The 23,398-nt window shown below is 33.4% G+C and carries 21 protein-coding genes and 1 pseudogene; 17 read left to right on the top strand and 5 right to left on the bottom strand.

Annotated elements, in window-relative coordinates; genetic code table 11:
- Positions 1-69: 69 nt before the first annotated feature.
- The 8 genes from gltB (at position 70) to JCM14822_RS02630 (ending at position 13,279) form a co-directional block, all read left to right on the top strand.
- On the top strand, positions 70-4,617 hold the full coding sequence (gltB, locus tag JCM14822_RS02660; protein ID WP_054739396.1) for a glutamate synthase large subunit: 4,548 nt from the start codon (positions 70-72) through the stop codon (positions 4,615-4,617).
- A gap of 11 nt (positions 4,618-4,628) precedes the next feature.
- On the top strand, positions 4,629-6,116 hold the full coding sequence (locus tag JCM14822_RS02655; protein ID WP_054739394.1) for a glutamate synthase subunit beta: 1,488 nt from the start codon (positions 4,629-4,631) through the stop codon (positions 6,114-6,116).
- Positions 6,117-6,554: 438 nt separating this feature from the next.
- Positions 6,555-6,839 carry an Asp-tRNA(Asn)/Glu-tRNA(Gln) amidotransferase subunit GatC gene (gatC, locus tag JCM14822_RS02650; RefSeq protein WP_054739392.1) on the top strand — a complete coding sequence of 95 codons (285 nt, stop codon included), beginning with the start codon at positions 6,555-6,557 and terminating at the stop codon, positions 6,837-6,839.
- Positions 6,840-6,859: 20 nt separating this feature from the next.
- A complete protein-coding gene (gatA, locus tag JCM14822_RS02645) occupies positions 6,860-8,308 on the top strand; it encodes an Asp-tRNA(Asn)/Glu-tRNA(Gln) amidotransferase subunit GatA (protein ID WP_054739391.1) in 1,449 nt (482 codons plus the stop codon).
- 18 nt (positions 8,309-8,326) lie between these two features.
- Positions 8,327-9,220 carry an Asp-tRNA(Asn)/Glu-tRNA(Gln) amidotransferase subunit GatB gene (gatB, locus tag JCM14822_RS23005; protein ID WP_306307280.1) on the top strand — a complete coding sequence of 298 codons (894 nt, stop codon included), beginning with the start codon at positions 8,327-8,329 and terminating at the stop codon, positions 9,218-9,220.
- Positions 9,208-9,765: an Asp-tRNA(Asn)/Glu-tRNA(Gln) amidotransferase subunit GatB gene (locus tag JCM14822_RS23000; RefSeq protein ID WP_306307279.1), complete on the top strand. Its 558-nt coding sequence runs from the start codon at positions 9,208-9,210 to the stop codon at positions 9,763-9,765. Before gatB ends, JCM14822_RS23000 begins: the two co-directional genes overlap by 13 nt.
- A 57-nt stretch (positions 9,766-9,822) precedes the next feature.
- Positions 9,823-11,139, top strand: a complete 1,317-nt coding sequence (aspS, locus tag JCM14822_RS02635) for an aspartate--tRNA(Asn) ligase (RefSeq protein WP_054739389.1) — start codon at positions 9,823-9,825, stop codon at positions 11,137-11,139.
- Positions 11,140-11,191: 52 nt separating this feature from the next.
- Positions 11,192-13,279: a glutamine synthetase III family protein gene (locus JCM14822_RS02630; RefSeq protein ID WP_054739386.1), complete on the top strand. Its 2,088-nt coding sequence runs from the start codon at positions 11,192-11,194 to the stop codon at positions 13,277-13,279.
- 232 nt (positions 13,280-13,511) lie between these two features.
- On the opposite strand, the gene JCM14822_RS22400 is transcribed toward JCM14822_RS02630, so the two are convergent.
- On the bottom strand, positions 13,512-13,646 hold the full coding sequence (locus tag JCM14822_RS22400; protein ID WP_278287160.1) for a hypothetical protein: 135 nt from the start codon (positions 13,644-13,646) through the stop codon (positions 13,512-13,514).
- Positions 13,647-13,787: 141 nt separating this feature from the next.
- Between JCM14822_RS22400 and JCM14822_RS02625 the strand changes: the two genes are divergently transcribed.
- Both JCM14822_RS02625 and JCM14822_RS02620 read left to right on the top strand, forming a co-directional pair.
- Positions 13,788-14,267: a transposase gene (locus JCM14822_RS02625; protein ID WP_157047599.1), complete on the top strand. Its 480-nt coding sequence runs from the start codon at positions 13,788-13,790 to the stop codon at positions 14,265-14,267.
- Between the two features lie 288 nt (positions 14,268-14,555).
- Positions 14,556-15,319 (top strand): annotated as a pseudogene (locus JCM14822_RS02620) (sulfite exporter TauE/SafE family protein).
- Positions 15,320-15,653: 334 nt separating this feature from the next.
- Here JCM14822_RS02620 and JCM14822_RS22395 read toward each other — a convergent pair.
- Together JCM14822_RS22395 and JCM14822_RS02610 are read right to left on the bottom strand one after the other, a co-directional pair.
- Positions 15,654-15,893 carry a hypothetical protein gene (locus tag JCM14822_RS22395; RefSeq protein WP_278287159.1) on the bottom strand — a complete coding sequence of 80 codons (240 nt, stop codon included), beginning with the start codon at positions 15,891-15,893 and terminating at the stop codon, positions 15,654-15,656.
- Positions 15,894-15,940: 47 nt separating this feature from the next.
- Entirely contained in the window at positions 15,941-16,501 is a 561-nt protein-coding gene (locus tag JCM14822_RS02610; RefSeq protein ID WP_054739383.1) for a DegV family protein, read from the bottom strand.
- A gap of 131 nt (positions 16,502-16,632) precedes the next feature.
- Here JCM14822_RS02610 and JCM14822_RS02605 point away from each other — a divergent pair, with 131 nt between their 5' ends.
- The 4 genes from JCM14822_RS02605 to JCM14822_RS02585 all read left to right on the top strand — a co-directional run bounded on the left by JCM14822_RS02605 (position 16,633) and on the right by JCM14822_RS02585 (position 19,379).
- Complete coding sequence (locus JCM14822_RS02605; RefSeq protein WP_054739382.1) at positions 16,633-17,178, top strand: TetR/AcrR family transcriptional regulator; 546 nt, start codon at positions 16,633-16,635, stop codon at positions 17,176-17,178.
- Positions 17,179-17,331: 153 nt separating this feature from the next.
- Entirely contained in the window at positions 17,332-18,099 is a 768-nt protein-coding gene (gene kduD / locus JCM14822_RS02600) for a 2-dehydro-3-deoxy-D-gluconate 5-dehydrogenase KduD (protein ID WP_054739380.1), read from the top strand.
- Between the two features lie 157 nt (positions 18,100-18,256).
- Positions 18,257-19,015, top strand: a complete 759-nt coding sequence (locus tag JCM14822_RS02590) for an IclR family transcriptional regulator (RefSeq protein ID WP_054739376.1) — start codon at positions 18,257-18,259, stop codon at positions 19,013-19,015.
- A 49-nt stretch (positions 19,016-19,064) separates the two neighbouring features.
- Positions 19,065-19,379: a hypothetical protein gene (locus JCM14822_RS02585; RefSeq protein ID WP_157047597.1), complete on the top strand. Its 315-nt coding sequence runs from the start codon at positions 19,065-19,067 to the stop codon at positions 19,377-19,379.
- Between the two features lie 251 nt (positions 19,380-19,630).
- Here the strand turns inward: JCM14822_RS02585 and JCM14822_RS02580 are convergent, their stop codons facing one another.
- Positions 19,631-20,122 (bottom strand): transposase, encoded by a 492-nt coding sequence (locus JCM14822_RS02580; RefSeq protein WP_408606173.1) that lies wholly within the window; start codon positions 20,120-20,122, stop codon positions 19,631-19,633.
- Positions 20,123-20,282: 160 nt separating this feature from the next.
- Positions 20,283-20,537: a hypothetical protein gene (locus tag JCM14822_RS02575; RefSeq protein ID WP_054739367.1), complete on the bottom strand. Its 255-nt coding sequence runs from the start codon at positions 20,535-20,537 to the stop codon at positions 20,283-20,285.
- Between the two features lie 323 nt (positions 20,538-20,860).
- Between JCM14822_RS02575 and JCM14822_RS02570 the strand changes: the two genes are divergently transcribed.
- From JCM14822_RS02570 to JCM14822_RS02560, 3 genes are read left to right on the top strand one after another with little or no spacing between them, the layout of a single operon-like run.
- Positions 20,861-21,817: an ABC transporter ATP-binding protein gene (locus JCM14822_RS02570; protein ID WP_054739365.1), complete on the top strand. Its 957-nt coding sequence runs from the start codon at positions 20,861-20,863 to the stop codon at positions 21,815-21,817.
- Positions 21,795-22,526 carry an ABC transporter permease gene (locus JCM14822_RS02565; protein WP_054739363.1) on the top strand — a complete coding sequence of 244 codons (732 nt, stop codon included), beginning with the start codon at positions 21,795-21,797 and terminating at the stop codon, positions 22,524-22,526. The genes JCM14822_RS02570 and JCM14822_RS02565 overlap by 23 nt, the downstream gene beginning before the upstream one ends.
- A 23-nt stretch (positions 22,527-22,549) precedes the next feature.
- Positions 22,550-23,395: a 3-hydroxyacyl-CoA dehydrogenase family protein gene (locus JCM14822_RS02560; protein ID WP_054739361.1), complete on the top strand. Its 846-nt coding sequence runs from the start codon at positions 22,550-22,552 to the stop codon at positions 23,393-23,395.
- The last annotated feature ends 3 nt before the right edge of the window (positions 23,396-23,398 follow it).

The following is a 23,398-nucleotide window of genomic DNA, read 5'->3' as shown; positions in this document are numbered from 1 at the left end:
TACCACTAAAGGATAAAGAGACGGTTTTGATTTTTTTACTATATATTTAATTTAGTAGGAGGAAATTTAATGGATAACTTCAAAAATCAAAATCCATACGAACCACAAGGGTTGTATGATCCTCGTTTTGAACATGATAACTGCGGTATTGGAGCAGTTGTAAATATTAAAGGGATTAAATCTAGACAGGTTGTTGAGAATGCACTTAGAATCGTTGAAAATCTAGAACATAGAGCAGGTAAAGATGCTGAAGGAAAAACAGGAGATGGTGTAGGTATCTTACTTCAAATCTCACACAACTTTTTCAGTAAAGAAGCTGAAAGATTACATATTGAAATTGGTGAAGAGAGAGACTACGGGATTGGGATGTTCTTCTTCCCACAAAATGAGTTAAAAAGAAATCAAGAAAAGAAATTATTTGAAGTCATTGTACAAAAAGAAGGTATGGAATTCTTAGGATGGAGAACAGTTCCTGTGAATCCAGATGTTCTTGGACAAAAAGCATTTGATAGCATGCCATGCGTTATGCAAGGTTTTGTAAAGAGACCTAAAGATTGTGCAAGAGGCTTAGAATTTGATCGTAAACTTTATATTGCAAGAAGAGTATTTGAACAAAGTAATGAAAGTACATATGTTGTATCATTATCAAGCCGTACAATTGTATATAAAGGGATGTTCTTAGTAGGACAATTACGTTCATTCTTTCATGATCTTCAAAGTGAAGAGTATACTTCTGCTATTGCAACAGTACACTCTCGTTTTAGTACAAATACTAATCCAAGTTGGCAAAAAGCACATCCAAACCGCTTTATTGTACACAACGGAGAAATTAATACAATTACAGGTAACGTAGATAAAATGCTTGCTCGTGAAGACAGCATTAGCTGTGAAGCATTAAAAGATGATATGCATAAAATTATTCCAATCATTAATACAGCAGGTTCAGACTCTGCAAGACTTGATAATACTTTAGAGTTTTTAGTAATGTCAGGTATGGATTTACCTCTTGCTGTTATGATTCTTATTCCTGAACCTTGGAATAATAACAAAGCTATGTCACAAGAAAAGAAAGATTTCTATCAATATTACGCAACAATGATGGAACCATGGGATGGGCCAGCATCTATTCTGTTCTCAGATGGTGATTTAATGGGTGCAATTCTAGATAGAAATGGACTTAGACCTTCTCGTTATTATATTACAGATGATGATCATTTAATTTTATCTTCAGAAGTAGGTGCTATTGATATTCCGACTGAAAGAGTTGTGAAGAAAGATAGACTTCGTCCAGGCAAAATGCTTTTAGTAGATACCGTTAAAGGTAAATTAATTGATGATGATGATTTAAAAACAGAATATGCATGCCGTCAACCTTATGGTGAATGGTTAGATAAATATCTTGTAGAATTAAAACAATTACACATTCCTAATAAAAAAGTTGAAGAATATAGTGAAGAAGAATTAAAACGTTTACAAAAAGCATTTGGTTATTCTTATGAAGATATTAAAACAAGTATTTTACCTATGGCAAAAGCCGGAGCAGAACCAGTAGCAGCTATGGGTGCAGATAGTGTACTTCCACCATTATCTGAAACTAATCCACCATTATTTAATTACTTTAAACAATTATTTGCACAAGTAACAAACCCTCCATTTGATGCAATTCGTGAGGAAATCGTTACATCTACTTGTGTTTATATAGGTGAAGATGGAAATATTCTTCAAGAAGAAGAAGATAACTGTCGCGTACTTAAAGTTAATAATCCAATTTTAACAAGTACTGATATGCTTAAGATTAAAACAATGAATGTGCCAGGATTTAAAGTAGAGGTATTACCTATTACTTATTACAAAAATACATCTTTAGATAAAGCGATTGAACATTTATTCGTAATGGCAGATAAAGCTCACCGTGATGGGGCAAATATCTTAATTCTTTCAGATAGAGGGGTAGATGAATATCACGTAGCAATCCCATCATTATTAGCAGTTTCAGCAATGCAACAACACTTAGTTTCTACTAAGAGAAGAACATCAGTAGCTATGATTTTAGAAAGTGCGGAACCAAGAGAAGTTCATCACTTCGCTACATTACTTGGTTATGGCGCTTGTGCGATTAATCCATATCTTGCACAAGATACAATTAAAGACTTAATCAATCGTAAAGTATTAGATAAAGATTATTACGCAGCAGAATATGATTACAATAAATCTATTCTTAAGGGGATTGTAAAAATCGCATCTAAAATGGGTATTTCAACAATTCAATCTTACCAAGGTTCAAAAATTTTCGAAGCTATGGGGATTAGTAAAGAAGTTATTGATAAATATTTCCCTGATACAGTAAGTAGAGTAGGCGGAATCACTCTTGATGATATTAATAAACGTGTTCAACAATTACATTCAAGTGCATTCGATCCATTAGGATTAGATGTGGATTCAGAAGTTGATAGTATCGGTAGTCACAAATTAAGAAGTGGTAAAGAAGAACACTTATATAATCCTGAAACGATTCATTTACTTCAATATGCTACAAGAACAGGGGATTATGAGACTTTCAAGGAATTCTCTAATGCAATTCATAGAGAAAATAGAACATTAAATCTTAGAAGTATATTAGATTTTAACTTCCCAGAAGATGGTGGTATCCCTATTGAACAAGTTGAAAGCGTTGAATCTATTGTAAAACGCTTCAAAACAGGGGCAATGTCTTACGGTTCTATTTCTAAAGAAGCTCATGAAACTATGGCAATCGCTATGAATAGAATTGGCGGTAAATCTAATAGTGGTGAGGGTGGAGAAGACCCAGAAAGACTTAAAGATAAAGAAAGATGTTCTGCTATTAAACAAGTTGCATCAGGACGTTTCGGTGTAACTTCAGAATATCTCGTTAATGCAAAAGAAATTCAAATCAAAATGGCTCAAGGGGCAAAACCTGGAGAAGGTGGGCAACTTCCAGCAGGAAAAGTATATCCTTGGATTGCAAAAACAAGACATTCAACACCAGGTGTGGCACTTATTTCACCACCACCACATCATGATATTTATTCAATCGAAGATTTAGCGCAACTTATTTATGACCTTAAAAATGCAAATAAAGATGCACGTATTTCTGTAAAACTTGTATCTGAAGCTGGTGTCGGAACTGTAGCAGCTGGTGTAGCAAAAGCTGGAGCTGGCGTTATCCTTATTTCAGGATTTGATGGTGGTACAGGGGCTGCACCTAGAAACTCTATTTATAATGCAGGTCTTCCATGGGAATTAGGTCTTGCAGAAACACATCAAAACTTAATTATGAACGGTCTTCGTTCTAAAGTTGTCATTGAAGCTGATGGTAAACTTTTAACTGGTAGAGATGTAGCTGTAGCTGCACTTCTCGGAGCAGAAGAATTCGGATTTGCTACAGCACCACTTATTACAATGGGCTGCGTTATGATGAGAGTATGTAACTTAGATACATGTCCAGTAGGAATCGCAACTCAAAACCCTGAACTTAGAAAGAAATTTACAGGAAAACCTGAGTATGTTATTAACTTTATGTATTTCGTAGCACAAGAACTCCGTGAATATATGGCTAAACTTGGTGTTCGCACTGTAAATGAACTTGTAGGAAGAACAGATTTACTCAATATCAAAGAATTTGAACACAATATGAAAGCAGCTAAGATGGATCTTAGTTGTATCATAAATAATCCATTTGTAAATGAAGATGTACCTAGAACATTTAATCCAAAAGATATTTATAACTTTGAACTCGAGAATACAATTGACGAAAGAGTAATTATGACAAGAATGCAAAGTGCACTTCGCCATAGACAATCTAAGAAAATCGAGATTGATGTTAAAAATGTTGATCGTACAGTAGGAACAATCTTTGGTTCAGAAATTACAAAAGCATTTGGTACTACATTAGATGAAGATACTTATGTGATTAAATGTAATGGTAGCGGCGGACAAAGTTTCGGTGCTTTCATTCCAAAAGGTTTAACATTAGAACTTGTGGGAGATAGTAATGACTACTTCGGAAAAGGTTTATCAGGTGGTAAATTAATTGTTTATCCACCTAAAAATGCTAAATTTAAACAAGATGAAAATATCATCATTGGTAACGTTGCAATGTATGGGGCAACAAGTGGTAAAGCCTTTATTAATGGTATAGCAGGAGAACGTTTCTGTGTTAGAAACTCAGGAGCTTATGCAGTCGTTGAAGGTGTAGGCGATCATGGATGCGAATATATGACAGGTGGTAGAGTTGTAGTACTTGGAAAAACAGGTAAAAACTTTGCTGCTGGTATGAGTGGCGGTATCGCTTACGTGCTTGATGAAGATAGAGATTTATATAAGAAACTTAATAAAGAATTAGTTTCACTTAATGAAGTAACAGAAAAATACGATATTCTTGAACTTAAACAAATGATAGGGGAACATGTTGCTGCAACTAATTCTGAAAAAGGTAAGGAAGTTTTAGAACACTTTGCAGAATACTTACCTAAATTCAAGAAAATCTTACCACATGACTATGCACGCATGAGACAAACCATTTTAGAAATGGAAGAAAAGGGCATGGGTCTTGAACAAGCACAAATCGAAGCATTCTTTGCTAATACTAAGAAATAGGGGGAGCCAAAATGGGAAAACCAACGGGATTTATGGAATATAACAGAGCGACTAGCGGATGCGAAGCGCCTACTGATAGAATAAATAATTTTAATGAGTTTCACGCACCATTATCAAGAAAAGAGCAGCAAAAACAAGGGGCAAGATGTATGTCATGTGGCGTACCATTTTGCCAATCAGGTCAACCAATTAAAGGAATGGTAGTAGGTTGTCCACTTAATAACCTTATACCAGAATGGAATGACTTAGTATTTAATGGACAATGGGAAGAAGCAGCTAGAAGGCTTCTTCTTACAAATAATTTTCCTGAGTTTACATCTAGAGTATGTCCAGCACTTTGTGAAAAAGCTTGTACATGCGGATTAAATGGAGATGCAGTTTCTGTTAGAGAAAATGAAAACGCTATTATTGAAAACGCATTTGAAATAGGTCTTATCAAACCTCATAGACCATCAGTAAGAACAGGAAAACATGTTGCTATCGTCGGATCAGGTCCAGCAGGACTTGCAGCTGCGACGCAGCTTAATAAAAGGGGACATTTAGTAACAGTATTTGAACGTGAAGATCGACTAGGTGGACTCCTTATGTATGGTATTCCAAATATGAAAATTGAAAAAGGTATTATCGAAAGACGTATTGATATCATGTCACAAGAAGGTATCAAATTTATTACAAACACAGATATTGGTAAGAGACAAAAAGCAAGTAAGCTCTTAAAAGACTTCGATGCAGTTATTTTAGCTTGTGGTGCTTCAAATCCTAGAGATATCAATGCACCAGGAAGAGATGCAAAAGGTATTTATTTCGCAGTAGATTTCTTAAAATCAACAACTAAAAGTCTCTTAAAATCAGAACTTAGAGATGGTGACTTCATTAATGCTAAAGATAAAAATGTAGTAGTTATCGGTGGTGGAGATACTGGAAATGATTGTGTAGGAACATCTATTAGACATGGTTGTAAATCAGTTGTACAAATTGAAATGATGCCTAAATTACCAGATCAAAGAACTGAAAAGAATCCATGGCCACAATGGCCAATGGTTTGTAAAACAGACTATGGTCAAGAAGAAGCTATTGCGGTATTTGGACATGATCCAAGAATTTATGAAACAACTGTTAAAGAGTTTATTAAAAACGAAGCTGGCGAATTAAAAGCTGTTAAAGTTGTTAAAGTGAAATTTGTGACTGATGCTGAAACAGGTAGACGCCAAATGCAAGAAGTAGAAGGATCAGAACAAATAATAGATGCAGACATTGTCTTAATAGCAGCAGGATTCTTGGGGGCACAAAGCTATGTAACAGAAAGCTTCGGTGTTGATGTAAATGGAAGAACTAATGTAGCGACAGAGCCTGGAAGTTATCAAACAAGTGTAGAAAAAGTATTTACAGCAGGAGATATGCATAGAGGTCAATCTTTAGTTGTTTGGGCAATACGTGAAGGTAGAGAAGTAGCTAAAGCTGTAGATGAATATTTAATGGGATATACTAACTTAAGATAAAAATTCAAAAATTACTAAGAGAGTAGGAAAGTAACCACTACTTTCTTAGTAATTTGTTAAAATAAACTCTTTAAAGAATAAAATAAAGTATGGTATATATAATACGAATATACTTATATAGATAAGAAATAAATGATAAAATTCAATAAAAATATAAAAAAATGTTGAAATCATAATATAGGCGATATATAATAGGCATAACAAAATAATGATGTATAGCAAAGGCGCTAACTATATTCTGTGTATCTAACAAGATATGCAGGTAGTTAGCGCCTTTTTTGCTATTTAATTATTTCTGTTTTGCACTATCTGGGTAGAAATAGTGCATGAACATAACACAGATAACTTTTGAAAACAATTGAAGACGATTTAAAAGATTGATGGAGTATTTTAGTTAGTAAAAAATAGGAGTAATAGAGAGTAGGTAGGTGATAGACGTTGTTAAACACAGATTTAATTAGCTATTTGGCAAACCTCTCAAAAATTGAAGTGGAGGATGCTGATAAAGAAAAACTAGTATCTGAAATGAGTGCCATAGTAGAACTAATGGATGCCATGAATGAAGTTACGATTGAAGATGATCTTAATCTTAATGGTGAAGGAATTTCACTTAGTAACTTAAGAGAAGACGAAGTAGTAGAGTCTTTTAATAGAGAATTAGTCCTAGCTAATGCTTCTCATAAGAAAGATGGATTTTTCGTAGTACCGAAGATTATGGAGTAATTAGTGTGAGGAGGAAGAGTATGGCACTATGTGATATGGGCATTTTAGAACTCAGACAGATGTTAGATAGTAAAGAAATTTCATCAGTAGAATTAACGCAATATTACCTAGATAGAATTAGAGAGTTAGACAGTAAAGTTGAAAGTTATATTACAGTTTGTGATGAAGAAGCAATCCTAGCAGCAAAAAGAGCTGATGAAATCATTGCTTCAGGAAATACAAAAATGTTAACAGGGATTCCTATTGGAGTTAAAGATAATATTTGCACAAAAGATATTTTAACAACCTGTGCATCAAAAATGCTTTATAATTTTATTCCACCTTATAATGCAACAGCCATTGAAAAGATTAAAAGTCAAGATGCTGTTATCTTAGGAAAACTTAATATGGATGAGTTCGCAATGGGTGGTTCAACCCAGACCTCTTATTACAAAAAGACTAAAAATCCTTATGATATTACAAGAGTTCCAGGAGGGTCTTCTGGAGGAAGTGCTGCAGCCATGGCTGCGAAACTTGCAGTAGTAACATTAGGGTCAGATACAGGGGGATCCATTAGACAACCCGCTGCATTTTGTGGAGTAACTGGTATGAAACCTAGCTATGGAGCTGTTTCAAGATATGGCTTAGTAGCTTTCGGGAGTTCATTAGATCAAATCGGTCCACTTGCTAAAAGTAGTAAAGAATGTGCAGAAGTTTTAAATGTAATCTCAGGAAGAGATATTCATGATGGCACATCTTCAAGAAAACAAATTGATTTTACAAGTGAATTAGATTGTGAAATAAAAGGACTAAAAATAGCCTTACCAAAAGAATTTTTTGGTGAAGGTATTGACGAAGAAATCAGACAGGCAGTGCTTGCAGCAGTTAAAAAATACGAAAAGATGGGAGCAGAAATAGTAGAAGTATCAATGCCTAGTTTAAAATATGCAATCCAAACTTATTATCTCCTTTCATCTGCAGAAGCAAGTTCAAACCTTTCAAGATATGATGGTATTAAATTTGGATACTGTACACCTAAAGCTAAAACTTATGAAGAACGTATCATGCGTACACGTAAAGAAGGCTTTGGAGATGAGGTAAAGAGAAGAATTCTCCTTGGAACATATGCACTTTCAAGCGGATACTATGATGCTTATTATAAGAAAGCACTTTACCTTAGAGAAAAGATTAAAGCAGAATACGCTAAAATCTTTGAAAGCTGTGATGTAATGATTACACCAACAGCTCCTACAACAGCTTATAAAATTGGAGATAGCTATAACGATCCAGTTAAAATGTATTTAGCTGATATTTGTACAGTTACAGTAAATATTGCTGGATTACCAGCCGTAAATACAACATGCGGTTATGATAAGGACAATATGCCAATTGGTATGTCCATAGTAGGTAAAGCTTTTGATGATGCGAAGGTTCTTGGAGTAGCCGATGCATTTGAGAAAAACTTTATGAGTGTAGATCCAAGTTTATAGAAAGAGTAGGTGGCGAAGATGAGTCGTTATATTCCAATAATCGGACTTGAAGTCCATGCCCAACTTCTGACTAAAACGAAGATTTTCTGTTCTTGTGAGGTGGATTTCGGGGGCGAACAAAATACACGTTGTTGTCCTGTATGTACAGGGCTTCCAGGAACATTACCTGTTTTAAATAAACAAGTAGTAAAATATGGCGTAAAAGCAGCACTTGCATTGAATTGTGGTGTGGGGCAATATACAAAGATTGATAGAAAGAATTATTTTTATCCTGACTTACCTAAAGCGTATCAAATCTCACAATTTGATTTGCCAGTAGTGAAATCAGGAAAGATTAAAATAGAAACTGAAGATGGTGAGAAATATATTCGTATCCATCATGCTCATATTGAAGAGGATGCCGGTAAATTAATCCATGATAATATTGAAAATACAAGTTTAGCAGATTATAACCGTTGTGGCGTGCCACTTCTAGAAATCGTATCAGAGCCAGATATGTCTTCCGCTGAAGAAGCTAGAGCTTATCTAGAAAAGATAGCAGGGTTACTTCAATATGCAGGCGTAAGTTTATGCCGAATGGAAGAAGGTTCATTAAGAGCTGATGTTAACGTTTCAATCAAACGTCCAGATGCAACCAAGCTCGGTACAAAGGTTGAAATCAAAAACTTAAACTCACTTAAGGCGATTGTAAGAGCTATTGATTATGAAATTGAAAGACAAACTAAGATTCTAGATGCAGGAGATGTAGTCATTCAAGAAACTAGAAAATTCAATGATAACAGAGGTATCACACAATCTATGCGTTCTAAAGAAAATGCACATGATTATAGATACTTTAAAGAACCAGATGTTATTCCAGTTATTATTTCAGATGAAGATATCGCAGAAATTAAGCAACAATGCCAGTATTGATAGATGAAAGATTAGACATTTACACAGGAAAATATACACTTAGTAAAGCAGATGCAAAAATACTTGTAGCAGATAAATGTATATCTGATTTCTATGATGAAGCAGTTAAACATTATAATAACTATAAACAAGTGGCCAACTTCGTTATAGCAGAATTATTAAGATACATTAATGAAGGTGAATTAGATAGTAGTCAAATTCCATTCTCTCCAGAAGCATTTGCGAAACTTGTGAAAATGATAGAAGAAGATGTGGTCAACCGTAACAATGGTAAGACAATCTTAAAATTCATGGTAGACGGTGCAAAAGATCCTGAAGAAATAGCAAAAGAACAAGGATTCTTAATGAATAATAACGCTGATGAAATCGTAGAAGTAGTAGATGGCGTTGTAAATGAATTTACAAGTGAAGTAGAAGGATATCTTGCAGGTAAAGAGAAGTTATTCGGATTCTTAATGGGACAATGTACAAAACGTCTAGCGGGTAGAGCAAATCCTAAGAAAATTAAAGAAACACTTGAAGTAGCATTAAATAAGCTTAAGTAGTTCAAAAAATAAAAGTTTTAGAATTTAAAACTAAAGTATTTAGAAAGGAGAGTTAACATGGGAACGATTAGTGGTAAAGGTATTAAAAAGCAAATAGATTTCAAAAGTTTAAAAGACCAACCAGGCGAAAAGTTAACTATTGAAGCCTGTATCCATAAAGTTCGAAAAATGAGTGGATTTGCCTTTGTACTTCTTAGAACTGGTCAATATGTAATCCAATCAGTTTATGAAGAAGATAAATGTAAAACGTCACTTGATGAGATAAAAGAAGGCTGTTATGTAAGAGCAACTGGTGAAATTAGACCAGATGAAAGAGCTGGATTAGGTTTTGAATTAGGCTTATTAGAAATAGAAGTCTTAAGTAGACCAGTAGCTGAGTATCCACTTAATGTATCACATAAAAAAATAGGGTGTGGACTTGAAGCAAACTTAGATAATCGTTCAGTTGCTTTAAGAAATCCATATGAAAGAGCAGTCTTTAAAGTACAAGAAGGTGTTGTTTCAGCATTTAGGGAATTTATGGAAAATCAAGGGTTTACACAAGTTCATACACCTAAAATCGTAGCAGCAGGAGCAGAAGGTGGCGCAAATATATTTAAATTAGATTACTTTAATCAAGATGCTTATTTAGCACAAAGCCCTCAATTTTATAAACAAACTTGTGTAGCATTCTTTGATCGAGTATTTGAAATCGCTCCAGTATATCGTGCTGAAAAGCATAATACTTCAAGACATCTTAATGAATACATTGGCTTAGACTTTGAGATGGGATTCATTGATAGCATGAGCGATGTGATGGAAATGGAAACAGCAATGCTTAAATATTTAGTTTCCTATTTAAATGCAAATTGTAGTGAGTACTTTAAATTATTAGGTGCGACATTACCAGTAATTGATACAATCCCAACTATCACCTTTTCTGAAGCATTAGAATTCATTAAAGGCAGGGGTGGTAAAAATAAATATGATTTAGAGCCGGAAGATGAAGTGTTACTTTGTGAATACGCTAAAGAACATTGGAATAGTGACTTTTTATTCATCACACATTTCCCAGCTTCTAAACGACCATTTTATGCAATGAATGATAAAGATGATCCTAGATTTGCACTAAGCTTTGACTTGCTTTTCAAAGGCTTAGAAATCACAACAGGTGGACAACGTATCCACGATTATGAAGAACAGGTTAATAAAATGAAGGAAATGGGTATGGATCCAGAGGACTTTAAGCATTATCTCAATATTCATAAATATGGTATGCCACCACACGGCGGTTTAGGAATAGGTTTAGAAAGACTTACAATGAAACTTTTAGACTTACAAAATGTTAGACAGGCAAGTATGTTCCCAAGGGATGTACATCGATTAGAACCTTAAGAGATAAAGTAGTATATATGATAAAAATAGATATTTTGAGGAGGATTTAGTAATGGCAAAAGTAAATGAGATTTTTGGATGTAATGTATTTAATGAAGCAGTAATGCAAGAAAGATTACCTAAAAATGTATATAAAGCACTTAGAAAAACAATGGCAGAAGGTAAAGAAATCGATGCCTCTATTGCAGATGTTGTAGCAAGTGCTATGAAAGACTGGGCACTTGAAAAAGGTGCAACACATTATACACACTGGTTCCAACCAATGACAGGAATCACAGCTGAAAAACATGATGCTTTTATCTCTCCAACAGGAGACGGTAAAGTAATCTTAGAATTCTCTGGTAAAGAACTTATCAAAGGTGAACCAGATGCATCTTCATTCCCATCTGGTGGTCTTCGTGCAACATTCGAAGCACGTGGTTATACAACATGGGACCCAACATCTTATGCATTTGTTAAAGATGGTACATTATATATCCCAACAGCTTTCGGTTCATACGGTGGTGAAGTACTTGATAAGAAAACTCCACTTCTTCGTTCAATGGAAGCACTTAATAAACAAGCAATTAGAATTCTTGCTAAATTCGGCAAATCTGTTACAAGAGTAACAACAACTGTTGGACCAGAACAAGAATATTTCTTAGTAGATAAAGCAATGTATGCAAAACGTAAAGACCTTATTTTAACAGGTAGAACACTTTTCGGTGCAAAACCAGCAAAAGGTCAAGAACTTGAAGATCACTACTTTGGTAACATTAGAACTAGAGTAGCAGAATACATGAAAGATTTAGATGAAGAACTTTGGAAACTTGGTATCTTAGCTAAAACAAAACATAATGAAGTAGCACCAGCTCAACATGAACTTGCTCCAATCTTTGGAACAACTAACGTTGCTACTGATCATAACCAACTTACAATGGAACTTATGAAAAAAATAGCTGAGAAACATGATTTAGTATGTTTACTTCATGAAAAACCATTTGCAGGCGTTAATGGTTCTGGTAAACACAATAACTGGTCAATGTCTACAAGTGATGGTGAAAACCTTCTTGAGCCAGGTAAATCACCAAAAGACAATACTCAATTTTTATTATTCTTATCAGCTGTTATCAAAGCTGTAGATGAATATGCAGATCTCTTAAGAGTATCAGTTGCTAGTGCAGGAAATGACCATAGACTTGGAGCTAATGAAGCACCACCAGCAATCATTTCTATGTTCTTAGGTGATGAACTTACAGACATTCTTGAAAGTATTGAAAAAGGTGAAGAAGCACATGATGCATTAAAAACATATATGGAAACAGGTGTAGATGCACTTCCTAAATTTGCAAAAGATACAACTGACCGTAACAGAACATCTCCATTTGCTTTCACAGGAAATAAATTTGAATTCCGTTCATTAGGTTCTACAGCATCTATTGCTGGGCCAAACATTGTACTCAATACAACAGTTGCAGAAGTTCTTGAGCAATTTGCAGATAGATTAGATGGTGCAAGTGATGTAGAAAAAGAAGTACTTGCCATCGTAAAAGAAACAATGGCAGAACATAAACGTATTATCTTCAATGGTAATAACTATAGTGATGAATGGGTTGAAGAAGCTGCTAGACGTGGACTTCCAAACCTTAAAACATCAGTTGATGCAATTCCAACATTCTCAACAGAGAAGAGCATTGCTTTATTCGAAAAACATGGTATCTTCTCAAGAACAGAAGTAGAATCTCGTACAGATATCTTATTAGAAGGTTATGCTAAAGTAATCAATATCGAAGCATTAACAATGTTAGATATGGCTAAAAAAGAGATTTTACCAGCTGTATTAAAATACAACAAAGAAGTATTTGAAACATTAAAAATAAAACAAGAACTTGGCTTAAATGTAAGCGTAGAAAAAGAACAATCTTACGGGGCTAAATTATCAAACCTTACAGAATCATTAATGAGTAAGATTGATGAATTAGAGCAAGTATTACTTGATGCTAAAAATCATGAAGAAGTATTTGATCATGCTAAATATTATAGAGAATATGTATTTGAAAGTATGCAAACACTTCGTATGGTAGCAGATGAATTAGAAACAATGGTATCTGCAACTGAATGGCCATTTCCAACATACGTAGACCTACTCTTCTACGTATAATCACATAGATACTCCAAAAAAGGCGCCGCTACTCCCGGCGCCTTTTTGTGTGGTGGGGATGTTCCTACTACCACGCAAAAGAATGTTACATATCCTAATAATTAGTGTATTATTTATCGTTTTAATAAAGTCATTAATTTTTATATCATCTGCTCTATGACCTCTAGGGAAGATGGTACGATTAGATTTTAGAGCACCAAGATAGTTATTAAACCCTATCTGAGTTGAAGCATTAAATAATGCCCCAACTATCAGCTAAAACATAGCCTTTGTTAACTGGATGTGGTAGCTCTTTTAATAGGTTTGCAGCTATTTCTATTTTACTGGACGTATCTTTTTGATAAAGCACAATGTCATATGGGAGCACAAAGTCTCCACATCGAAGCATAACAGTAACAAACTGATGTCCATATACTGTTTTTCTTTTTAAATGGGAGTTATGAAATGAATAACCTTGGATGAAGAAACGCAAAAAATAGTCTTATGCCTTAATAAGGAAATACCACAAATGAGCTATTTTAGTAAAAATAGCTATACAGCAAAATTTAAGAACGAACAATGTGAAAATTGTCCACTATGTAATCAATGCCCGAGCAAAAAAGAAAAAAAGGGCTATAGTGTTAAGTTTAGCAATAAAAGTTATAGTAACAGTAAGATTCGTGAATTAATGCAAACAAAAGAATATATCAAGCTTACTAACAAAAGGGCTGGTGTAGAAGGCATTCCTTTAGTCATTCGAAGAAAATATCAAGTAGATGCCATGCCAGTTCGTGGCCTTTTGCGCTCAAAAATAGTGTTTGGCTTTAAAATTGGAGCATATAACCTCAATAAACTGCTAAGATACCTTAAGAAAAAAGGTATCTTAACTTCTGATACAATTTTAAGTATAGCGATATATACATTTATTGGTAAAAAATTAAGTGCAATAGACGATGAAAATAAATGTAACTATAATAAGACTTCAAAAACGTTAGTTTTTGGAATCTAATCACGTTTATTTATAGAAAGTTATTTACAAGGAAAATTTCCTAGACAAATCTTTTGTGAAGCAGGATTCGATGTAACAATATTAGGAACAAAACGCTATGAGCAAGCAGCACATCGTTGGTTAAAAGTTTATAATGTGTAGTTTGAAATTAATTAGCACATATCGTTAATATAGTATATTCTAGAAGAAAAAGAAGAGGTACTAAGTAGGCCCCGATGTACAAAAAAACATGGTATAATTAAATGGAAGACTAGACTTTAAAATAAATAAGAGACAGAGGAGAGAATTATGACTGAAGCGGTAAGGATATTAGCAATTGTATGTCCATTTATCTTTTTAGCTGGATTTGTGGACGCTGTAGCTGGTGGTGGTGGAGTTATTTCATTACCAGCTTACTTATTTGCAGGATTACCTGCACATATGGCAGCGGGAACAAATAAGTTATCAGCTGGATTTGGGACGATTATGGCGGCATTTAAGTATTTGAGGATGGTAAAGTAAAACTAAGAATAGCAGTATTTGCAGCGGTAGGTTCTGTAGCTGGAGCTACCATTGGAACCAATTTAGCTTTGTTCATTAGTGAGCAGTTATTAAAAGGTTTAATGTTAGTAGCTATTCCATTAGTAGCTATCTTCCTGATGATGCAAAAAGGAATGGGTAGTGAAAATGTAGAAAAAGAAATGTCAGTTGTGAAGCAATCTATATTAGCTACATGCATTGGATTAGTAATGGGATGTTATGATGGCTTAATAGGGCCTGGAACTGGAACATTTTTAATTCTATTATTCTCAGCTGTAATGGGACTTGAATTAGTGACTTCATCAGGCTGTGCGAAGGTGTCGAATTTAGCTTCTAATATTACTTCAATGATTATTTACACTTTAAATGGAAAGGTACTATTTTGGCTGGCATTACCAGCAGCAGTATGTGCTATGTTAGGTGGATATGCAGGTGCTCATTTTGCCATCAAAGGTGGGGCTAAAAATGTTCGCTATGTGATGTTCATTGTTTTAGCACTACTATTTGGAAAGACTATAATGGAGATTATATAGGCGAAAAAGGCTTTAATGAGTATTGATTTAATTTTATAAGAACAATACATAAACGAAATACCACTAAGAGAGTAAAGTACTTAGGGGGATTTTTATACTTGAAGTATTATTTTGAAAATATTGACTATTATAATGAGAGAATTTATTATAAAACTAAAATGTAAGGAGCAAAATGAGATGATAAAAAGCTTATAGATAATAGATGGCAAATGAGTTTTCATCAGGGAACTATCATGAAGGACTAAAAATAGATATGTTTAAAGGGCAGAGAAAATGAAGATTAACTAAAAAGAGGTTGTTACAAAAGTTTATTTTGTGGCAACCTCTTTTTATTCTAAGTCTCAAAACCAATGAGAATGCCTTTTCGTTCAGCATAATAGCTACAAAGGCCACTGGTTGGCATAATTTCGATTTTACTAGTTGGAAAGGCTAATTGTACTTTTTGAGCAATATAATCAGCTAGTTCTGGGGCGAAGCAGTGAGCAATAATGAGTCGTTTACCATTAAAGCCTCTTGCAAATAATTCTTTAATGGCTTTATCATAAGCAGTCATTTTACCGCGGCATTTTTGCAATACGTCTAAAGTACCCTCTTCAGTAGTTGTACCTAATATTTTTATACCTAGAATACCTGCATAGTGCCTTGTAATTTGCTTACACGTCCATTTTTGATGAAGTTATCGAGGGATTGAAGTACAAAGAGTAAATGCGTGTTCTTACGGTAATTTTCTATGCTTTCAACGATTTCATCAAAGCTCATAGAAGCATTAATATATTCAGTAAGCTTTCTAACGATAAGGGTAATTTCAGGTCCAGCAGATTTAGAATCTATAACATAAATTTTGCGTTCAGGATAAAGTGTTTTAAAGAGATCTGCTGCTATCTGTGCGCTATTATAACTGCCAGATAAACCACTTGTTATAGTAATAGCGAATACATATTCAGATTTTTCATAAGCACTAAGCCATGTCTGTGGGCTAGGTGCAGCGCTGCCTGTTTTTCCGTCATAGGCATACATTTGAGCCATAAACTTTTCTATATTAAGGTTAAAATCATCAACAAATTCAGTTTCGCCCACATCAAGTTTGAGGGGAGCCCTTGCAAAATCAATTTTATTTATAAGTGTAGGATGCTCTAAACATGTAAGGTCACATCCAGAGTCAACAACTATTCCGTATTTCATAAAATCCTCCTAATGGTCATGTATGATACTTTTAAGAAACTATAAAAATTGTACTATGAGAGGAGAAAGTGTTACAATTTACAAAAACGGTCAAAATGTAAGTAAATTTGAGCATTAAGTTGGGAGGTAATATGAGACAATCAGAGGGTGGTACAAATCTTACAACTAGGAATCAATATATTAGAATGCATATAGCAAAGACATTAATTCATTTAATGAAGGCAAAAAGTTTAGAAGCTATCACAATCACTTCTTTAGTTAAGGAAGCTAATGTATCACGAATGACTTTTTATAAATATTATAAGTCTAAGATAGAAGTGCTTTCAGATTATATGTATGAATTAATGAATGCTTATATGGAAGATACGAAGCAAAAAACGGATATTGGTGTATTCCGTGAACTGAAACATATTTGTCATTGTTTTACATTCTTTAAAATGTACAGTGAGGAAATTACAGTTTTAATTGAGGCCAATATGTATGCTGTTATTATTGACACATTAAATGATTATATGGATACTTATGTATTACCAATCTTTCCATATTCAAAATATGAATTATATTATTATGCAGGTGCATTGTGCAATACCTATATAAAATGGATAAAATCAGGCATGAAAGAAACACCCGAAGAGATTGCTACATTAATATATAGACATCTGGATACAAAGAAATAGGAATATGTTATAAAATTAACGAATCCATTGATACACAAAGGATATCGTTAATTTTTTAATTAGTCTCAAAAGTATTGACCACCGTATAAAAGTGTACTAATATTTCTTTATAAGAAATAGTGTTACAAATAGTGAAATAGCGGAGGCGTTAATATGAATCATATTTTAGATAAATTTTCATTAGCAGGGAAAGTAGCAATTGTAACAGGAGCAACTAGAGGATTAGGTCAAGGGATCGCAGTGGGACTCGCTGGTGCGGGAGCAGATATTGTAGGTGTGGGCACAAGCAATTTAGATGAAACGAAACAAAAAGTAGAAGCATTGGGCAGAAGATTTGTAGAGATCAAAGCGAATCTTATTTCCCAGGAAGTAATTCCTCAAATTGTAGAGGAGACTATTAAACAATTTGGAAAAGTAGACATTTTAGTTAATAATGCAGGAATCATTAGGAGAGAAGATGCTATAGATTTTACTGAAGAAAATTGGGATGATGTAATGAACATCAATTTAAAAACCACATTTTTCTTATCACAGGTAGTGGCAAAACAGTTTGTAGCACAAGGTAAAGGGGGAAAAATCATTAATATTGCTTCTATGTTATCGTTTCAAGGCGGCATTCGCGTACCATCTTATACGGCTAGCAAAAGTGCTGTAATGGGGATTACAAGAGCTATGGCAAATGAATGGGCTGCATATAATATCAATATTAATGCAATTGCACCAGGCTATATGGCCACAGATAATACTGCTGCTTTAAGAGGAGATAGTGAACGTAATATAAGCATTTTAGATAGGATTCCAGCTGGACGTTGGGGAACTCCAGAAGACTTAGCGGGAGCAGCAGTATTTTTAGCTTCGGATGCAGCAAATTATGTGAATGGATTTACATTAGCCGTTGATGGAGGTTGGCTAGCAAGATAGAAAACAAAGAAGAAGTTGCTTATTGTGTAGTGCAAAGCAACTTCTTTTTTTACACCTATTTTACAGCTAAAGGACTTGTGTTGTATTGGAAAAATAATTACTATATAATCAAGCTTAGAAATATGATAGAAAATTCAGAAGTAAAGGGGCTAGAAAAATGGCTAAAGCAATATTACAGACAGTAGACCGTGCTTTACAATTATTAGAGATTGTGGCAGAACATCCTGAAGGCGTGATGGCTAAGGAATTAGAGGAATGCATGGAGCTCAATAAAGTAACGGTACATAGATTACTAGCAACTTTAGAAAATAGAGGCTTCATTGAGCGTGATGGAAATGGATATACAATGGGTATTAAAGTCGTAGAATTAAGTAGTATGAAACTTAACAATGTAGAACTTAAAACAGAAGCAACACCATATTTAAGAAAGCTTGTAAAAGAATTAGGCCTGCCAGTACAAATGGCAATTTTAGAAGGTCAGGAAGCAGTATTTATTGATAAGGTAGAAAGTTTAACAAGCCTTAGAATGTATTCGCAAATAGGTAAAAGAATTCCTGTGTATTCTTCAGGAGTAGGAAAGGCTTTACTTTTACAAAAAACAGATGAAGAGATATTAAACTTACTTTCAAAAATTCAATTTACACAGTTCACAAGTAAAACTTTAACTTCGGCTGAAGCGGTACTTGAAGAAATTAAGCAAGCAAGAATAACAGGTTATGCAGTAGATCATGAAGAACATGAAGAAGGTATCGTCTGCATAGCAGCACCTATTTATGACTATAGAGGTGAGATAATTGCAGCCATTAGTGCAGGGGGAAGAGAAGGCGTATTTAAAGGTAATTGGGGTCAAGAAAGCATTCAAATTATTAAAAATACAGCCTTAGAAATTTCAAAGAGATTAGGTTATAGAGGGTAGCTTTGAAATAGAAATTTAGGATTGATAATAGATATATAATAGATAGAGTATGGGAGTAGATAAAATGAAAAAAGATTTGATGTATAGTCTTACAGTATTATTTACAGTTGCCAATGGTATACTTGGTGCAATGACAATCGGGATAACGGAGCTAATTAAGTATTCTGGGGATGATACAGTAAATTTAGCAGAAGAAACGATGAGTATAGATCCAAATGTTTTAGGAGATATGCACCTTGTTGGATGTAGTTTGAAGGCTAATAAGGGATGGATATTTGTTATTTTAATGTGCATTGGAATTATTGCTTTTATAACTATGAATATCTATGATTATCAACAGAAAAAATCTATAGATAAAATATAGGACAATATAGAAATAAGGATAAATAGTAAGAAAAGAAGATTTTATGGTTGGATAGTACATGAAGTCTTCTTTTTTATATTAATAACCTATAAAGGTGGAGGGTTTGCCAAAGTATGAATAAGTGAGTTTTTTATTTTGCGAAAAATAAAAATATAATAATAAAAACGAATAAAAACAATATTTAGATTGTTTAAATAAATAGAATAATGTAGAATATTTAGTGTAAAAATATCATAGTCGTTAATTTAAGACTAAGTTTTTCCAGCAACAATAAGTTGTTCTAAATAACCTTCTATTTTAGAATAGGTAGTTTGTCTTAAGCGTTTTTCATGCAAAGCCAACTTTCCTATTCTTTGAACTAAGTTAGAAAACGTCTTGTAAGTATGTAGAGTGATTCTTTTTAGTGTATAGAATTGACATAAGTCTACAAGCAGTAATGTATAAAATCTTTGCATACTTACGCTTCTACCCTGACTTTTAAGTATGCTTTGATCTACACTATCATAAAGTGGCATTGTAAGTAATGTTCCTAGAAGTTTCCTATAAAGAATTGCTTCTACATATTTAGTTTTACCTACATGCATTTTATCTAGGGAAAGGGTGCTTTTTGGAACCTTAAAAAGAAGTTCTATTTGCCATCTCATACGATAAAGTTCTGTAATAATAGATGTATTAAGGATTTCTTTGCTGATGTTAGTAATCATAAGATTCCAGTGTAAAAACTGACATTTGTATGCATCGATATCGGCACCATTATTTTGTATAATAGCCTTTCTGATACATTTAGTTGCAATATCATCAGAAAGTTTTACACCTACTAAGCAGACTTTAGCTTGTTATATTTTGCGGTTCCAATATAAATATCTTGATTAATAGAATCTTTACTTTGGCTAAGAAGTTCTTCTAACTCCAGTTGTGCATAGATAGCATATCTTCATCTGCAACTTGATTTGGTAATGAAATAGTTGTTACATCTAAAAGTTTCACATCTGAAAAATAGTTGAGTAATAATGATTGATGATTTTCTAAAGCATTCACATAGATTAAAGAAAAAGCTTGTTTCAATAGTTCTTGTAAACAAGGTATACATTCATTGAGTCTTTTAGAAATAGCTTGTTTACTTAAGGATACACCATTTTGAAACAACACATTTTTCAACAATCACTTCTTCGGTGATATTCTTTGAATCTAAAAGTCATAAAGACATTGCTTTTGTAAATGTCTCAGGTAGAAGTTTAGAATGACGTTTCATAAAACTAGTTAATTTTTAAACTTTTTCTATAAAAGATGGTATAAAAAGTATAAAAAGTTTAAAAAGTTTAAAAAGTCTAAATACTAATCTTGCGATATACATGGGAAATCTCTTAATCTGAGTAGTATTAGACTATAGAGGTTTCCTATTTTTATTGAATTTATTACTGGAAAATTTTGTTTATAAATTAACGCTTATGGTAAAAATATTTAATAATGTGAGGTGTGATATGATTGATATTCAGGGAGTAACCAAAATTTACAAGGGGAAGAAAGGAACTGAGATTGTAGCTAATGACAACATTAACTTAGTAGTAGAGGAGGGGGAAATATTAGGATTATTAGGTCATAATGGTGCTGGAAAAACAACATTAGTTAATCAAATACTTGGATTAGTAAAACCAACTAAAGGAGAAATTAAAGTATTAGATCATTCTATTGTAAAAAATCCTGAAATGGGAAGATTTTTGTGCTCCGTTCAACCACAAGCGCAAGTTCCTATAGGAGAATTAACACCTAATCAAGTAGTTGCTATCATGGGAAAAATGAGAGGTGGAAGTATCGAAGAAGTAAATAAAGAACGTGATAGATTATTTGAAGCATTAGACATTGAACGTTGGGCTAAAGTTGAAGGAAGACATTTATCTGGGGGAGTAAAACGTTTAACAGCATTTTGTATGGCTGTTATTCAATCAAAAAACGTCATTATTTTAGATGAACCTACCAATGATGTAGACCCTGTAAGAAGAAGATATTTATGGCAAGAAATTAGAAGACTTACCCAAGAAGGTAGATCAGTTATATTAGTTACACATAATGTTGTAGAAGCTGAATCTGCTGTAGATAAGGTTGCTATTTTAGACAGTGGTAAGATGATAATACAAGGAACACCAAGTAGCATAAAAGAATCTATGACAAATAATTTAAGGCTAGAATTTACAACATTAATACCTCAAGACCAAATTAGTTTACCAAGCTGGATAGTATCATCTCGGTTTGAAGGAAATCGTATGTCATTAGCTATGGAAGAAAAGAACGTAACAAGAGCTATTGAATGGGCACGAAGTGAAACGAGTAATGGCGAAATTACAGACTATTCATTATCAGAAGTTACACTCGAAGATGTATATGTTAAATTAACAGAGGAAAGAGAGGGGAAAAATCATGAGTTACGCAAAACAATTTAAGTATGTATTTAATTTACAATTTATTAGATGTGGTGGCACATTAACATTCTTTATGTTAATTCATATTCTTTTTGCATTAGGAATTGCTATTGGTTTTACTTATTTATACGCAGATATAGATCAAAGTAGTGTACTATTTTTAGCTACAGGTGCACCTACAATGATTTTAATTATGATAGGGCTTGTTAGTTTACCTATACAAAATTCAAATGCTAAAGTAGAAGGTTATATTGATTTTTTACGTACATTACCTGTCAGAAGATCAGTTATTATATTAGTAGATACATTAATTTGGTTATGTGTTACATTACCAGGAATTATTATTTCAACAGTATGTTCTCATTTTATTTTTCATCCAGGGTATGCTATTTCATGGACAATTATCCCAGGCTTTATATTAACAGCATTAACTTGTATTGGTGTTGGATATGGATTTTCATATGCATTTTCACCTCAAGCAGCTATGTCATTATCACAAGTTATTGCCTTTGGTTCGTTAATGTTTTCACCTATTAATTTCCCTATAGACCGTTTACCAGGATGGCTTCAAGCTGTTCATCATGTACTTCCAATTTATTCAATGGCAGAAGTTTTACGTAGTTCAATGGCATGTACAACATTTAGTGTTAATTCTGTTCATTATATTAGACTCATTATATGGTGTGTCATTGGATATGGTGGTGCAATTTATGTACTTAATAAAAAATAGGAAATAAAAAAAGGAGAAATAATATGCGAAAAATTGCAGTGGTTGGAGCCGGTGTAATGGGAGTAGATCTTGCTGCAACAGCAGCGTTTTATGGATATGAGGTTATATTAAAAGATAAAGATGAAGATGTTTTAGAAAAAGCTAAAAAGATTATGAAGAAAAATATTAGACAATATCGTATGTTATCTAATGAGCTACAGACATGGGATTCTAAAGATATTATGAGTCGAATAAGTTTTACAACAGATTATACAGGTTTTGAAAATGTAGAATGGGTAATTGAAAATGTAACTGAAGATATAGAAGTAAAGAGTAAAGTTTATAAAGAACTTAATGAAGTATGTTCACTCGGTACATATTATGGTGTAAATACAAGCTGTATTTCAATCACTCAGATAGCATCATTAATGAATGAACCAGATAAAGTGATTGGTATGCATTTTATGAATCCAGTTCCATTAAAAGAAGCAGTAGAGACTGTTATTGGTTTTCATACTTCAGAAGAAACAATAAATGAAGCAAGAATGTTATTAAATAGTATGCAAAAGAAATTAATAAAGGTAAATGACTTCCCAGGGTTTGTTGCTAATAGATTATCTCATTTATTTATGAATGAAGCAGCTTTTTTAGTACAAGATCATGTAGCAAATCCTGAGAATATAGATGCTATTTTTAGAATGGGTTATGCCCATAAAATGGGGCCATTAGAAACAGCGGATCTTATTGGGTTAGATACAGTTGTAAATTCTTTGGATGTATTATACAAGGAGTATCAAGATCCTAAGTTTAGATGTTGTCCATTGCTTAAAAAGATGGTAGCAGCAGGATTATTAGGAAGAAAGAGTGGTAGAGGTTTTTATAAATACTAATCA

It is taken from the genome of Cellulosilyticum ruminicola JCM 14822, from assembly GCF_001311925.1.
In the GTDB taxonomy this organism is placed as follows: domain Bacteria; phylum Bacillota; class Clostridia; order Lachnospirales; family Cellulosilyticaceae; genus Cellulosilyticum; species Cellulosilyticum ruminicola.
This window is presented reverse-complemented; position numbering and strand designations above follow the sequence as displayed.